The following is a 14,874-nucleotide window of genomic DNA, read 5'->3' on the forward strand; positions in this document are numbered from 1 at the left end:
AGCGGGATCAGAAGTAGTGAATGATCCCGAGCGATACGCCATGCTCGGATTCGCCGGGTTGCCGCGCGCCGGCTGGCTTGATGCTGTAGATTCCGTTCGCCGCGTTCTTGACCTCGACGAGCTGGCCGTACAGTGCAGTCCGTTTCGAGAAGTTGTAGCGGGCCGTCAGCACGAAGTGTTGCGCGCCGGTGCCTGGGCCCTTCTTGACCGAGCCGACTGCGGAACCGACCGGTGCGCTGCCGTAACCGCTGCCCGCGATCCCGTAGTTGAATTCGAAGCCCCACGGGCCCGGCGTATAGCGTGCGACAAGGCCGAGCATGTTCTGCCGGATGTTGTGCTTTTGCGCATCCACTTCGTAGTTGAGCTGCTGCACGATGCCGCCGAAGTAGATGTTCCGAGTCACCTGGTATCCGGCGGTGATTTCGGCCGCGTAATTGTCCTGTCCCGGCCCGAGCACGCCGTAGTCGCCCTCGTAGCCGATCGCTGCCTGCAGGCGCCCGCTCACATAGTTGATCGAGCCCGACCATACGTGTGCACCGCCCAGGCCCTGGTTGTTGATGTCCTGGTTGTAAGCGTAGTACTGGACCGCGCCGAAGAACGGACCGAAATTCGGCGAGTCGTAGCGAATCGAATCCGGATACTTGATGTCGAAACAACCCTGCGCCTTCGTATAGCCGGCGGTGCCTTTCATCGCGATGCCGCAGTTCGACCACAGGACGGTCGTGATGCCGAGGCCCTGGGTTTCGGCGAGTGCGTCGCCGAAGATGCCGTGGCGGTCGTACGGCGCCTGGAAGCGCCCCATCCGCAGCGTGCCGTACGTCTTGCTGGACAAGCCGATGAAGGTTTCGCGCGCGCCGAACGTGCCGGTGCCGTCGTTCGTGCTGAACGCGCTTTCGACCTGGAATACGGCTTTCAGGTCGGAGGTCAGCGTCTCCGTGCCGCGGAAACCCCACGCCGATCCGTAGTTGGCCATCCGTTCGCTCGGCGGGTTGCCGCCGCCCGTTACGTAATCGATCGAGTTGATGAAGCGACCGTACAGCTGGACGCCATCGCTGAGCGGCGCCTGGTAGGCCTTGTCTGTCCAGCCGGAGAAATCCACAGGGGTGGTTTGCGCGCGCAGCGAGCCGGAACAGCTCGCCACCGCGACAAAGCCCACGCAGGTCGTTGCGAGGGCACGTGCATGTTTTTTCGTCGACATTCCGAATCCAATCCTGAAAGTGGCGCAAGCGTTCCCGGCCAACGCTTGCGTACATACCTTGCGAGAGGCGATGGCCATCGATGGGGATGGCTCTTATTTATTGGTCATCGTACAACTGACGACGAACAATATCAGCGCCACGACAAAACCATCAAGCGGAGGTAAACCCTCGCTGCGGCAGGAAGGATTCGAAAAGGGGTTGCGGATCAGCCGCGTTCGACGGTGTGCGCGGCGATGTAGTCGAAGTCGATGTCTTCGCCGAGGCCGGGTGCCTGCGACAGGTGGACGTGACCGTCAGCATCCATCGGGTCGGGGAGGCTGCGAAGATAGGCCGGCGGCGTGTCGTAGTCGAGGAACGGATGCAGCAGGCCCCGCTCGTACCATCGGCAGTTCGCGGTCGAGGCGGTTACCGCGAGATTGGCCGCACCGTTGCCGTGAATCTCGCAGTTCATCCCGAACGATTCGGCCAGATGGACCGCCTTCAGCGTCGGCGTGATGCCGCCGACACCCGCGACGCCGGCCCGCAGGATGTCGCATGCGCCCGCCGCGATCCAGTCCGCCCGCGTGTAATGCTTGCCGGCCATCGATTCGGGGCCGACGATCGGAATGTCGAGCTGCTGCGCGAGCCAGCGATACGAGTCCATGCTTTGCTCGTCCATCATTTCCTCGAACCACGTGAAATCAAGCTTCTCGAGCGCGCGGCCGATGCGCAGCGCATCGGAGCGGGAGTACCAGTGATAACCGTCGAGCATCAGCGCGATATCGGGGCCGACCGCCTCGCGCACCGCGGCGCACGCGCGGATGTCCATCTGCGGATCCGGCGCGAATGCGATGGGCGGCATCCATGTGTGTAGCTTGATCGCACGATAGCCGCGCGCGACGAGCTGCTCCGCAAAGCGTGCGTAGTCGTCGGGCGTGGCGAGACCGCCGGACAGTTCATCGCCGCACATCGTGCTGCCATAGGCCGGTACCTTGTCGCGGTATCCGCCGATGAGCTGGTACACCGGCGTCGACAGCGCCCGGCCGGCGAGATCCCACAGCGCCTGGTCCACGATCGCGAGCGCCCGGTCGGTCAGTTGCCCGGCGCTGCCGCGTTGACGATGAGCGAGATCCTGCCAGATGCGTTCGCGGTGGAACGGGTGGCACCCGACGAGCACCGGGCTGATGTGGTGTTCGACGAGCGTTTCCCGGAGCACGTCGGGCGCGCCGAATGCATGACCGGCAAGCCCGTCGTCGGTCTCGACGGTCAGCAGGGCCATCGTCGCCTGCCGTTCGTCGCCTGGATGCGAGTGGCCGCCGCTGTCGACGGCACGGCGCGTCGGAAAGGTAAAGACAGTACGGATGATGCGTTCGATCTTCATGTGAGCGTTTCCATGGCAAGGTGGGGGGAGGGTGGCTGGTGCGCCGGGCGTGCGTTCGCGAAGGTGCGGACTGCGGCGCCGGGGTGGCGCGGGCCGCAATCGATGGCGACCGGAGGGCAAATGATTCTCGCGACGCATTCTGCAGCGCTATACTGCAGCTATTATCTACTGTCAGTCATCAGATGACCGATAATATATCATGACCGATCACGCCATGAACGCTATGCCGGTTGCGCGGCGGTCACGCCGTCGCGCCGAAGGCGTCTTCGATCTGCTCTGCGAGCAGATTCGCACTGGCGCGCTCAAGCCCGGTGACCTGTTGCCGACCGAATCGGAACTCATGCGCACGCAGGAAGTGAGTCGGGCGGTCGTTCGCGAAGCGATCCAGCGGCTTCGGATGTCCGGGCTGGTAGAAACGCGTCAGGGCATCGGCAGCTACGTGCTGGACGATGCGGTCCAGCCGCCGGTCGTTGAATTGCCGCCGGTGGCGACCCAGACCCGTCGCGATGTGCTGTCGATCCTCGAGTTGCGCATGTGTATCGAAACGGAGAGTGCGGGGCTTGCAGCGCAGCGTGCAACGCGCCAGGACCTGGATGCAATCGGACAGGCGCTCGAAGAGCTCGACCGGCATGCGCAAGCCGGCGACGATGCAGCGTCGTACGATTTCCGGTTTCACATCGAGATTGCCCGCGCAACGGGGAACCCGTTTTTTGTCGACGTGCTGTCGCAGCTCGATCCTGCGTTCGCGCCGCGCCCCCGTCTCGATCCGGCGAATTACGCGATGCGGGTGAGCGGTGAACACGCGAACATTTTCGAGGCCATCCGGCGCGGCGATGTCGGCGCCGCGCGCGCGGCGATGCAGATTCATTTGTCCAACAGCCGGGCGCGGCTACTGGCGTCCAAAGCGCGTGGAGAATCGGGTTCGGAGCGCTGATGCAATGAGCGCACGGCTCGCGCACGACTTCGTCACGCGATGGGGCAATCGTTGAGCAATGCTGCGGTCATCCACGCATCAGTTCGGTGAGCGCGGCACGACGCATGCGGCAACACACATGTCAGGCCGGCGAGCGCACCGATTCGGCCTGGGCGCGGGTACGTCGACGAACGCATCGTTGTCAGTGAAACTTGCGCGCCGGCCTGCTCCGCCGGACCTGCACGTTGTCTTCGCCGGGGGGCACGGCCAAGCCGATCGCGCATCGGCGCACGCCGGCAGCGCTGCTCATTCCGTTTCACCCTCAACATAAGCGCGCAGCCCGTCCGCCAGCGCATCGAACACGGCCCGACAGCGCGGGCTGGTCCGCAGGTCCTCGTGCATCACGACCCAGGTTTCCAGCTTCATCGAGGGCCCGTCCGGCAGCACGCGCACCAGCCGCGCGTCGCGTTTCGCGAGCCCCGTCTGACAGAAGCCGATCCCGTAGCCGGCGCGGATCATCGCGAGCTGCGCGAGGTTGCTGTCGGTGCGCAGCGCGAACGCGTCGCGTTTCCACAGCGGCATGCCGCGCCCCGCCGAGCGGATGAACGGCGTGACCGTATCGAAGCCGATCAGCGCGTGATGCGCGAGTTCGTCGATCGTCGCGGGCGTACCGTTGCGCGCCACGTAGTCGTCGCGCGCAAACAGCCCGACTTCGATGTCGCCGACGCGCCGCGCGACGAGCGCGTCCTGCGCGGGCGGCGCCATCCGGACCGCGATGTCGGCCTCGCGGTTCAGCACGTCCTGGATGCGGTCGGTCGGCACCAGCTCGATGACGAGCCCCGGATGGTCGCGCCGCAACTGCGCGAGCAGCGGCGGCAGCACCTCGACGGCGATCACGTCGCTGGCCGAGATCCGCACGATGCCGCGCACGCCGGCACCGTGGCTCGCGGCTGCGCGCTCGAACGCGGCTGCCGCGCTGCGCAGCGCCTCCGCATGGCCGCGCAGCGCGAGGGCCGCTTCGGTCGGCAGCAGGCCCGACGGCGAGCGCGTGAACAGCGTCTGGCCGAACGCGGCTTCGAGCGCGGCGACGTGGCGGCCGGCCGTCGGCTGCGTGATGCCGAGCGCGCGAGCCGCAGCAGACAGCGAGCCTTCCGTCAGCACCGCGAGGAAGGTGCGGTAACGCTCCCAGTTCAGATCGATGGTCATACATAAATGTATAGCTGATCTGCGTGGTTAAGCAATTCCTTATTAGTCGGCCGCACGCCAGAATGCATCTCACGACGATTCATTCAAGGAGCGCGGTTATGACGACGAACGCAGGCGGGACGCAACGACAGGCACTCGTGCTCGGCGCGAGCGGCGGGATTGGCGGGGAAGTCGCGCGGCAGCTGCGCGATGCCGGCTGGCAGGTGCGCGCGCTCAAGCGCGGGCTCGACGCCGAGGTGGTGGAGCGCGATGGCATCACGTGGATGCGCGGCGACGCGCTGGACCGCGAGGCGGTCGTGCGGGCTGCGCGCGGCTGCAGCGTGATCGTGCACGCGGTGAACCCGCCCGGCTACCGGAACTGGCCGACTCAGGTGCTGCCGATGATCGACAACACGATCGCGGCGGCGACGGTGGCGCAGGCGACCGTCGTGCTGCCCGGCACGGTCTACAACTACGGCGCCGACGCGTTTCCGGTGCTGCACGAAGACGCGCCGCAGCATCCGACGACCCGCAAGGGCGCGATCCGCGTCGAGCTGGAGCGGCGGCTGCAGGAAGCGACCGCGCAGGGCGTCCGGACGATCATCGTGCGTGCGGGTGACTTCTTCGGGGTGCGGGCCGGTAACAACTGGTTCGCGCAGGGGTTGATCAAGGCGGGGCGGCCCGTGTCGACCATCAGCGTGCCGGGGCGGCCGGGTGTTGGCCATCAGTGGGCATACCTGCCGGACGTGGCGCGCACGATGGTCGAGCTGATCGAGCGGCGCGACACGCTGGAGCCGTTTGCGCGCTTCCATCTCGGCGGGCATTGGGATGCGGACGGCACGCAGATGGCCGCAGCCATCAGTCGCGTCGCGCAGCGGCACGGGATGCGGCCGGCCGTGCGCAAATTCCCGTGGTGGGTCGTGTGGGCCGCGGCGCCGTTCGTCACGACGCTGCGCGAGATGCTGGAGATGCGCTACCTGTGGCGCGAGCCGCTCCGGATGGACAACGCACGCGTGACCGCGGTGCTCGGCCGTGAGCCGTTGACGCCGCTCGATACGGCGGTGGAGGCGACGCTGGCGGGGCTGGGGTGTCTGAAGTGAGCCAGGGCCCGTGCCACGGCTACGCCCGGGCACGGGAAAGCGTCATCGCGAATTGAAGAACTCCGGGACGACAATTCTCCACATACCCACGCGTGTCCGATGCGCATCATGTCGGTCAGCGCCGATAAGGCGAAAACGGGGGAGCGATGGGGTATTCCGGATGGAAAATGTCGGTTGCGGGCGCAATCATGTTCACATTGAGTGGATGTACCAACCTGGCAGGTGTGCTGTACTGCGACAACTCGCAGTTCAACTTCCCGGACTACCACTGCTTTGAGTCGTACAGGTAGGAACAGGCGCGACGACTGCAAGCCGCCGCGCCCGCGTCCCGTGCGGTTTCCCGCTGTCCGTCACGCCACAACCGGTAACACCTCGACCGCATACCGGTGCCGCAGGCTGCGCCCGAGCACCGGATCGTGCAGTTCCATCTCGAACGCAGCACCGTCGCCCATCGCCGCGATTGCGCCATGCACGGCGACGGTGCCGCCGTACATCGCGCAGCGCGCGGGTATCGTGCGACGGTCGTCGAAGCGCTGCCACAGCGCTTCCGGCGCCAGCAGGCCGCTGACCGCGCCGTGCTGGTATGCCTTCCGTTCGCCGTCGCGCGAAATCAGCCACGAGCGCATCTCGATTCGATCCCAGTGAGTCGCGACGTCCGCGTAAAGCCACGCATCGCGCCCGAGCGGCTTCGCGCACACCTGCTTCGACACGGCCACACCGTACGCCTCGACTTCGCGATCCGTATGATCGGAGCCGACCGTGACCAGCGTGCCGACCGGGCTGTCGACCAGCACGCATTCGATCTCGCCGCCCGAGCGTGCGCCGAGCACGCCGATCGACGGCGCCTGCGTGAGCAGCGCGGCCGATACGCGATAGAAGCACGGCGTGGTCGACGGCGGCGCGACGCCGAGTGCCGCGAGTTCGTCGATATGCGCACGGATCGCTTCCGGATCGCGGCCGGCCCAGCCGGCGATCACGACACGCTCGATCTCGACATCGACGGCGGCCGGCGCGCCTTGCAGGGAAATCACATTGAACGACAGGGCTTGCATGCGGGTATCCGTTTGAAGTGCAAAGGCATGAGCTGGAATGCGGCGCTCGCTCAATCCGCGAGCGGCTGGTGCGCGGTCTCGCGTGCGACGAGGAGCGCGATCGACGTGACGACGAGCGCGGCGGTGACGTACAGCGACACGGCCGTCGTCGAGCCCGTCTGCCGGAACAGCGTGGCGATCACGAGCGGTGCGAAGCCGCCGCCGACGATGCCGGCGAGCGTATAGGCCAGCGACGACCCCGCATAACGCACCCGCGTCGGAAACTGCTCGGTGACGAACGCACCCTGCGGGCCGTACATCACCGCGTGGATCACGAGGCCGATCGCGACGGCCGCGACGATCGCGACGGGCCGCGCCGAATCGAGCAGCGCGAAGAACGCGAACGCCCAGACGATGCCGGCGATCGCGCCGGCGAGATACACGGGGCGGCGGCCGAAACGGTCCGACAGCGCACCGAAGAACGGCACCGCGAGCGCGTTGCAGGCCGTGCCGATCATCACGGCCGTCAGCGCGACGGGGCGCGACAGGTGCAGCACGGTCGTCACGTAGGTCAGCGTGAACACGACGATCAGCGCGTACAGCACGTCCGAGCCGATCCGCGAGCCGCCCGCGATCAGCAGGCGTCGCCAGTGGAACTTCAGCACGTCGGCGACGGGTACTTCGGCGGTTGCGTGCGATTCGGCGAGCTGCTCGAACTGCGGCGTTTCGTCGACGCCGCGCCGCAGCCAGAAGCCGAACACGACGAGCAGCGCGCTGGCCGCGAACGGCACGCGCCAGCCCCACGACAGGAAGTTCTCGGACGTGGTCGACAGCGTCACGAGCGCGATGCAGCCGGTGCCGAGCAGCGTGCCGAACGACGGGCCGATCTGCGTCCATGACGCGGACAGCCCGCGCCGTTTCTGGTCGCCGTGCTCGACCGACAGCAGCACCGCACCGGCCCATTCGCCGCCGAGCGCGACGCCCTGCACGAAGCGCAGCGCGACGAGCAGGATCGGGCTCAGGATGCCGGCCTGCGCATAGGTCGGCAGCGCGCCCATCAGCGCGGTCGTCACGCCCATCAGCACGAGCGTGAGCATCAGCACCGCGCGGCGGCCGATGCGGTCGCCGAGATTGCCGAACACGAAGCCGCCGAGCGGGCGCGACACGTAGCCGACCGCATAGGTCGAGAACGCGAGGATCGTGCCGGCCAGCGGATCGACCGACGGGAAGAACAGATGGTTGAAGACGAGCGCGGCGAGCGTGTTGTAGATCGTGAAGTCGTACCACTCGAGCGACGTGCCGATCATGCTCGCGGTCGCGAGTCGGCTGTTGCGGACGCGGCGGGGCGCGTGGGCGGCGGGCTGGGCGAGAGTGCTCATGGGTTCGGGCATGTCGTGACGGATGGCGGGATGAAGCGCGGGGCCGACGTGTCGGCCGCATGGCGAATGCGGCGCGGCCGATGTCGGCGATCGCGTTCGTTCGTTCGCGGGTTCAGGCAGGCAGTGCGGCGGCGGCCGGCTCGGTTTCGCTGCTGCGGTGCGCCACCGGCAGTGGCGCGGCGGCGCGCCACAGCAGGTCGAAGGTGCGCACGTCGTCGTGTCCGGCGAGCGCGGCGGCCACACGGCGCGTCGTGGCCGCGTCGCTGCCTTCGATCAGCACGAGCGCATCGGCGGCCGGGCGGGCGGCCGCATCGGCGCCAATCGGCGCGGACAGCTCGGGTGCGGTGCAGAAGAGGCGCGCGGCGTGGATGCCCGGCTCGCGCAGCGCAGCGTCGAAGCGTTCGCGCAGCTGCGGCACGTCGATGCGATCCGGCGGCAGCACGAACAACGCGAGATGCGCGCCTTCGCCGTCGCCGGCTTCGATCGTCAGTTCACCGACGCGTCGTTGCGTGCCCGTCATGCGTTCGAAGTTCGCGAGCGACCACGCGGTCTGCTGCGTGAACGCGCGCCGGTACGCGTCGCTACGGAACACGTCGAGTGCGTTCGTCACGTACAGCGCGAGGTACTTGCGCGGGCCGCGATCGGTCGCACGAAAGCGCCGGGCGTGCGTGAAGCCGGGAATCGCGACACGTTCCTGCATGTGCTCGCGGTCGTACCACGCGTTGAAGTCGGCTTCGTGCGCGGGGTCGATATCCGTCCAGACGCAAAGCTGGCCGTGCGGAAGGGAAAGGCGGGTCATCGCGGGGTTCCTCGTGACGGGGGTGTGTCAGGAACCGCAGTTTCCCGAAGACGGGCCGCGCCCGTCCAACAAGAAAACAAATTCGCGGTGAACAGGTTTTCTTATGAGCGGCGCGGGCGGCGTTTCGCGGCAGGGGCGGCGGCGGGCGGCGCGGCTTTCGTCGTGCGCTTCGCTTTCGCTTTCGTCGTTGTTTTTGCCGCCGTACGGGCGGGCGATGCGTCGATGGTATCGGGCCTGGCAGGTGCGGCCGGTTTCACTAGGTTCGCGGTGGCCGACGTCGCGCGCGCGACTTCGCTCGCGAGTTCGGCGATGCGCGCGGCGACGGGCAGGCCCTGCGAACGGTAGGTCGCGACGAGCGGCAGCGCGGGGAATTCGGGCTCGACGTCGAGCAGTTCGAGCGCACCTTCGTGCAGTTCGCGCCCAATGATCGCGGGCGGCAGCGCGGCCACGCCGAAGCCGTCGGCGACGAGGCGGATCATCGCGGCGACCGACGTGATGCAGTTGATGCTGGCCGGCCGCTCGACGGCCGCGAACAGCCGCTCGATCGTCGCGTGCGGCCCCGAGTGGCGCGAGAAGCTGATGATTGGATATTCAGCCAGGCGTGCGACGTCGAGCGGCTGGCCGCCGAGCCCGAGGCGCGGGCTCGCCGCCCAGTGCACCGGGAATTCGCACAGCGGCAGGTTCGTGAAGTCGGGGCCCGGCACCGGGTCGGTCTGCAGGATCAGGTCGACGCCGTCGGTGCTGAGCAGGCGGATCAGGTGCAGCGTCGTGTCGCTCGTGATCTCGACGTCGAGACGCGGATAGCGTTCGCGCAGTTGCGCCATCAGCGCCGGAAACCAGCTGTGCACGATCGACTCGATCACGCCGATCCGGATCAGGCCCGCGTCGCTCGCGGCATCGATATCGCGGCGCATTTCGCCGTCGAGCCGCACGATCCGCTCCGCGTAGGCCAGCATGCGCCGGCCTGCCGGCGTGAGCGTGGCCGAGCGCGTGTTGCGGTCGAACAGGCGCACGTCGAACGCTTCCTCGAGCGACGCGATGCGGCTCGACACGGCGGCCTGCGTCGTGTGCAGTTTTTCGGCCGTGAGCCGGAAGTTTTCCAGCTTCGCGAGCCAGACGAAGGTTTCAAGAAACCGGATGTTCATCGCGTCCCGAATGTGAGGCGGTGCCGCGCAAGCGGCGGATCGGGTCGATGTTAATGGATTTCGGCGGCAGCGAAGGCGTGGGCCGCGCGTTCCAGCGGCATCAAAGCGTGTCGAACGCGAGCGTCGGCACGTCGACGACCATCGCGCCGCCATCGGCGACGAGCGTCGCGCCGGTGACGAACGACGCGTCGGGCGACGCGAGGAACGCGCAGACGGCCGCGATTTCGTCCGGATCGGCCGCGCGCCGCAGCGGCACGTCGGCGCTGACGCGTGCATACGCGCCGTCGAGCGTGTCGCCGTGCGCGGCCATCAGCGGTTCCATTTCCGCGTCGGCCATCGGCGTGCGGACCCAGCCCGGGCAGACGGCGTTCGCCCGCACGCCGTGCGGCCCGTAGTCGCGCGCGAGCGACCGCGCGAGCCCGAGCAGCGCGTGCTTGCCGACCGTGTAGCCGCAGACACCGGGCCCGGCCGCGAGCGCGGCGATCGACGCGACCAGCACGATGCTGCCGCGCTGCGCGATCAGGTCGGGCAGGCATGCGCGCGCGCTGACGAACGCGGTGTCGAGGTTCGCATGCATCGCGTTGCGCCACTGTGCGTCGTCGGTTTCGTCCGCGCGGCCGACGCCGTGACCGCCCGCGCACGCGACGAGCGCGTCGACGCGGCCGAAGCGCTCGGCGATCCGAGGCAGGAAGCCGGCCCAGTCGGCCGTGCTCGCGGCGTCGCCGGCGAGCGCGAGGCCGCCCGTTTCGGCGGCCAGCGCGTCGAGCGGCGCCTGGCGGCGCCCGATCAGCACGACGCGGTCGCCGCGGCTGGCGAAGCGGCGCGCGCACGCGGCGCCGATGCCGGTGCCCGCGCCGGTGATCGCGATCGTGCGGGGTTGCGGGTGCGTCATGTCGTTCTCCGGAAAGGTGGCGTTGCCGGTCACTTTAGGCGGCGCCGGCAAGTGCCGCTATCAGCCGAAAGGATGAACGCGGACGGCGTCCGGGCGGCCGGAACGGTCGCGGCCCATTTTGCAAAGGCTGACGATGTCCGGCACCGAATCGCTCTATCCTCCACATTTTTGGGATAAGTCACGAAAGCCCGGCAAAATAGCGCGGGCGTGCCCGCGCATCGACGCGCGGCACGTTGGTCGGCCGATTCCGTCGTGCGAGCGGAGCGGCAGGCCGGCGAGATCGGCGCAAGCGTGCGGCCGATGCGCAGACATCATGTCTGCCGGTGGATCGTGTGGCCACGGTGGATCGCCCGGTTGCGCGCTGGCGCGATCGGACCATCGACAAGAACAGGGAGGGCCGGTCATGAGGCTGGACGACGAAAGAGAAAGCATGAACGTAGAGGATCGCCGCGGTGCCGGCGGTTTCGGCGGCGGGCGCGGCGCGACGATCGGCATCGGCACGATCGTGGTCGCGCTGGCCGCATCGTATTTCTTCGGGATCGACCCGCGCGTGGTGCTCCAAGGCGCCTCGGCGCTGCAGGGCCACCAGCAGCAGGCGCAGCCCGCGCCGACGCAGCGCCAGGGCGCGCCTGCGAACGATCCGGGCTCGGTGTTCACGCGCAAGGTGCTCGGCAATATCGAGCGTACGTGGACGGGCGTGTTCAACACCCAGCTGCATGCGCAGTACGCGCCGCCGAAGCTCGTGATGTTCACGAACTCGACGCCGACCGCTTGCGGCACGGGCCAGACGGCGATGGGGCCGTTCTATTGTCCGGCCGACCGCAAGGTGTATATCGATCTCGGTTTCTACGACGAACTGCGCAAGCGTTTCGGCGCCGGCGGCGATTTCGCGCAGGCTTACGTGATCGCGCACGAGGTTGGCCATCACGTGCAGAACCTGCTCGGCATTTCCGACAAGGTCGACGCCGCGCGCCGGCGTTCGAGCCAGGCGCACTCGAACGCGCTGTCGGTGCGGATGGAGCTGCAGGCCGACTGCTTCGCCGGCGTGTGGGCGAACAACGCGCAGCGCGCAAACCAGCGGCTGATGGAACCCGGCGATTTCGAGCAGGGGCTGAAGGCGGCGGCCGCGATCGGCGACGATCGCCTGCAGCAGCAAGGGCAGGGCTACGTCGTGCCGGAAAGCTTCACGCACGGCACCAGCGACCAGCGCGTGTACTGGCTGCGGCGCGGGATGGAGTCGGGCGAGATCAGCGCCTGCGACACGTTCGCCGCGAACGCGCGCTGACAGAGCGGGCGCGCATCGCTGCGCCCGCGTCGTTCCGGCCGACCCGGCACACCGGCCACACCGGGACGATTTGCCGATTTGTGCTCACCGGCGCTTTTCGGCGCCGGTAGGCTGGCCCGAACTTCGATGCGTTCGCCCGCCAGCCGATTCCACCATGCCGACCCCCTCCGTTCCCGCCGACCAGGGCGCCGCCGACTGGCAAAGCGCGTTGCGTGCGTGCGTGGACGCGTTCGACGCGTTCGCGAGCCCGTCCGCGATCGTGTTCTACCGGCTCGACCAGAGCGGCGAACCGGCCGATTTCGAGCTGTTCGGGATGCCGGAATCGATGCATCGCACCTATGTCGCGCGCTACCGGATGCTCGATCCGCTGCATCCGTCGCGCTGCGCGGCGGGCGAGTGCGCGGTCGTCACGCTCGCGTCTCAATTGCCTGACGAAAGACGCGAGGCGTCCGCGTACTGGACCCGCTTCCTGCGGCGGCACGATGTGGCCGACGTCGTCGAGATCTGGCTGCGCGACGCGGGCCGAACGGTCGGCGCATTCTCGCTGCTGCGCTTCGGCACGGGCGAAGCAGGCGGCGCGGCCGGCAACAGCACGGCAGGGCGGTTCGCACCCGGCGAGATCGACGCGCTCGCGCGGTTGCAGCCGGTCGCCGAAGCCGCGCTGAGCCCGCTGCTGCGCGCGCGCCGCGGAATCCACCGGATCGGTTGCGAAGAGCGGCTGACCTACCGCGAGGAGCAGATCGCGCGCCTCGTGCGCGACGGCCGCTCGAACAAGGAGATCGCGCGCGATCTCGCGCTTGGCCAACCGACGATCAAGACGCACCTGATGCGCATGTACCGCAAGCTCGGCGTGTCGAACCGCACCGAGCTGGTCGGGGCGTTGTTCCTGTAACACCGTCCGTTTCCGATGACGCGGTCCGTTGTTTGCGACTGCCGCCATCCCCCCACGCGCTGCCAATTTGCGCTCACCGAGCGTGATCCCTCGTCGATACAGTGGAACGACGCCCGCGTGCCCACGCACACGCGGCCTAGCCACGACAATCATCGAGACGCCCATGAGCAACACGAACTTCGTCGCCGTCAGCGACACCGTGCGCACCTTCGTTGCGCGCGATTTCGGCCTCTTCATCGACGGTGACATGCAGCCCGCACACGCGGCCGCGCGACTCGACGTGTACGACCCCGCGACGGGCGAGCGGCTTGCGACGGTCGCGGACGCCGACGAGCACGACGTCGATCGCGCGGTCGACAGCGCGAAGCGCGCGTTCGACGCCCGCGTGTGGAGCGGGCTGCGCCCGGCCGACCGCGAACGCATCCTGCTGAAACTCGCCGACCTGATCGAAGCCGACGCCGAAACGCTCGCGCAGCTCGAAACGCTGAACCAGGGCAAGTCGATCCACGTGTCGCGTGCGATCGAGGTCGGCGCGAGCGTCGAATACGTGCGCTACATGGCCGGCTGGGCGACCAAGATCACCGGCCAGACGCTCGACGTGTCGATCCCGTTCCCGCCCGGCGCACGTTATACGGCCTATACGCGCAAGGAGCCTGTCGGCGTGGTCGCCGCGATCGTGCCGTGGAATTTCCCGCTGATGATCGCGGTGTGGAAGCTGATCCCCGCGCTCGCGGCCGGCTGCACGATCGTGCTGAAGCCGTCGCCGGAAACGCCGCTCACCGCACTGCGCCTCGCCGAGCTCGCACGAGAAGCCGGCGTGCCGCCCGGCGTGTTCAACGTCGTCACCGGCGGCCGCACGTGCGGCGCCGCGCTCGCGAGCCACCCGTCGATCGCGAAGATCTCGTTCACGGGGTCGACCGCGACCGGCAAGCTGGTCGGCGCGGCGGCCGTGCAGAACATGACGCGCTTCTCGCTGGAACTCGGCGGCAAGAACCCGATCGTGATGCTCGACGACATCGACGTCGCGCAGGCGCTCGACGGCGTCGCCGCCAGCGCGTTCTTCAACCAGGGGCAGGTGTGCGCGGCCGCGTCGCGCATCTATGTGCACCGCAGCAAGTACGCGCAGCTCGCGGACGGCCTCGCGGGCGTCGCACAGTCGATGAAGCTCGGCGCGGGCCTCGACACGACCGCGCAGATCAACCCGCTCGTGTCCGCGCACCATCGCGACAAGGTCATCCAACACATCGAAGGCGCGCGTCGCGCGGGCCTCACGTTTCTCGCGGGCGGCACGCCGGCCGACGACCTGCCCGGCTATTTCGTGAAACCGGCCGTGATCGCCGATCCGCACCCGGACAGCGCGATCGTGCGCGACGAGGTGTTCGGCCCGGTGATCGTCGTCGTGCCGTTCGACGATGCGGCCGACGCGGTGCGCCTCGCGAACGCGTCGCCGTACGGTCTCGCCGCGAGCATCTGGAGCAACGACCTGAAGCGCGTGATGAACCTGGTGCCGCAGATCGAGGCCGGCACCGTGTGGGTGAACTGCCATATCCCGCTCGACCCGTCGATGCCGTTCGGCGGCTACAAGCAATCGGGCATCGGCCGCGAATTCGGCCAGTACGCGATCGAAGGCTTCACCGAAACCAAATCCGTCTGCATCGCGCACTGACGCGCGGCGCGAACCTCGAACCCGAACG

Annotated in this window: 13 protein-coding genes; 5 read left to right on the forward strand and 8 right to left on the reverse strand. The window is 68.1% G+C overall.

The annotated features are described in order from the left end of the window. Positions 1-7 precede the first annotated feature (7 nt). Together ACTRWB_RS32010 and ACTRWB_RS32015 are read right to left on the reverse strand one after the other, a co-directional pair. Positions 8-1,198, reverse strand: coding sequence for a porin (locus ACTRWB_RS32010; protein WP_446904217.1), 1,191 nt, complete (start codon positions 1,196-1,198; stop codon positions 8-10). Between the two features lie 206 nt (positions 1,199-1,404). Further along, positions 1,405-2,559, reverse strand: a complete 1,155-nt coding sequence (locus ACTRWB_RS32015) for a mandelate racemase family protein (RefSeq protein WP_129515335.1) — start codon at positions 2,557-2,559, stop codon at positions 1,405-1,407. A gap of 199 nt (positions 2,560-2,758) precedes the next feature. Here ACTRWB_RS32015 and ACTRWB_RS32020 point away from each other — a divergent pair, with 199 nt between their 5' ends. Then, on the forward strand, positions 2,759-3,493 hold the full coding sequence (locus ACTRWB_RS32020; RefSeq protein ID WP_446904218.1) for a FadR/GntR family transcriptional regulator: 735 nt from the start codon (positions 2,759-2,761) through the stop codon (positions 3,491-3,493). A 285-nt stretch (positions 3,494-3,778) separates the two neighbouring features. On the opposite strand, the gene ACTRWB_RS32025 is transcribed toward ACTRWB_RS32020, so the two are convergent. Continuing rightward, the gene (locus ACTRWB_RS32025; protein WP_446904219.1) at positions 3,779-4,678 is read right to left on the reverse strand and encodes a LysR family transcriptional regulator; all 900 of its coding nucleotides are present in this window, start codon (positions 4,676-4,678) and stop codon (positions 3,779-3,781) included. A 98-nt stretch (positions 4,679-4,776) separates the two neighbouring features. On the opposite strand from ACTRWB_RS32025, the gene ACTRWB_RS32030 reads away from it, so the two are divergent. Then, positions 4,777-5,757 (forward strand): NAD-dependent epimerase/dehydratase family protein, encoded by a 981-nt coding sequence (locus ACTRWB_RS32030; RefSeq protein ID WP_446904220.1) that lies wholly within the window; start codon positions 4,777-4,779, stop codon positions 5,755-5,757. Positions 5,758-6,107: 350 nt separating this feature from the next. Here the strand turns inward: ACTRWB_RS32030 and ACTRWB_RS32035 are convergent, their stop codons facing one another. The 5 genes from ACTRWB_RS32035 to ACTRWB_RS32055 all read right to left on the reverse strand — a co-directional run bounded on the left by ACTRWB_RS32035 (position 6,108) and on the right by ACTRWB_RS32055 (position 11,003). After that, positions 6,108-6,809, reverse strand: a complete 702-nt coding sequence (locus ACTRWB_RS32035) for a DUF2848 domain-containing protein (RefSeq protein WP_446904221.1) — start codon at positions 6,807-6,809, stop codon at positions 6,108-6,110. A 50-nt stretch (positions 6,810-6,859) separates the two neighbouring features. Beyond that, complete coding sequence (locus ACTRWB_RS32040) at positions 6,860-8,179, reverse strand: MFS transporter (RefSeq protein ID WP_193100151.1); 1,320 nt, start codon at positions 8,177-8,179, stop codon at positions 6,860-6,862. Between the two features lie 100 nt (positions 8,180-8,279). Next, positions 8,280-8,966: a hypothetical protein gene (locus ACTRWB_RS32045; RefSeq protein ID WP_446904222.1), complete on the reverse strand. Its 687-nt coding sequence runs from the start codon at positions 8,964-8,966 to the stop codon at positions 8,280-8,282. Positions 8,967-9,067: 101 nt separating this feature from the next. Continuing rightward, positions 9,068-10,111, reverse strand: a complete 1,044-nt coding sequence (locus ACTRWB_RS32050; RefSeq protein WP_446904223.1) for a LysR family transcriptional regulator — start codon at positions 10,109-10,111, stop codon at positions 9,068-9,070. A 100-nt stretch (positions 10,112-10,211) separates the two neighbouring features. Further along, a complete protein-coding gene (locus tag ACTRWB_RS32055; protein ID WP_048245673.1) occupies positions 10,212-11,003 on the reverse strand; it encodes an SDR family NAD(P)-dependent oxidoreductase in 792 nt (263 codons plus the stop codon). Positions 11,004-11,406: 403 nt separating this feature from the next. Between ACTRWB_RS32055 and ypfJ the strand changes: the two genes are divergently transcribed. The 3 genes from ypfJ to ACTRWB_RS32070 all read left to right on the forward strand — a co-directional run bounded on the left by ypfJ (position 11,407) and on the right by ACTRWB_RS32070 (position 14,846). After that, on the forward strand, positions 11,407-12,288 hold the full coding sequence (gene ypfJ / locus ACTRWB_RS32060) for a KPN_02809 family neutral zinc metallopeptidase (RefSeq protein ID WP_446904224.1): 882 nt from the start codon (positions 11,407-11,409) through the stop codon (positions 12,286-12,288). Positions 12,289-12,442: 154 nt separating this feature from the next. Beyond that, complete coding sequence (locus ACTRWB_RS32065; protein ID WP_446904225.1) at positions 12,443-13,180, forward strand: response regulator transcription factor; 738 nt, start codon at positions 12,443-12,445, stop codon at positions 13,178-13,180. Between the two features lie 163 nt (positions 13,181-13,343). Continuing rightward, on the forward strand, positions 13,344-14,846 hold the full coding sequence (locus tag ACTRWB_RS32070) for an aldehyde dehydrogenase family protein (RefSeq protein ID WP_446904226.1): 1,503 nt from the start codon (positions 13,344-13,346) through the stop codon (positions 14,844-14,846). The last annotated feature ends 28 nt before the right edge of the window (positions 14,847-14,874 follow it).

It is taken from the genome of Burkholderia sp. YIM B11467, assembly GCF_052952715.1.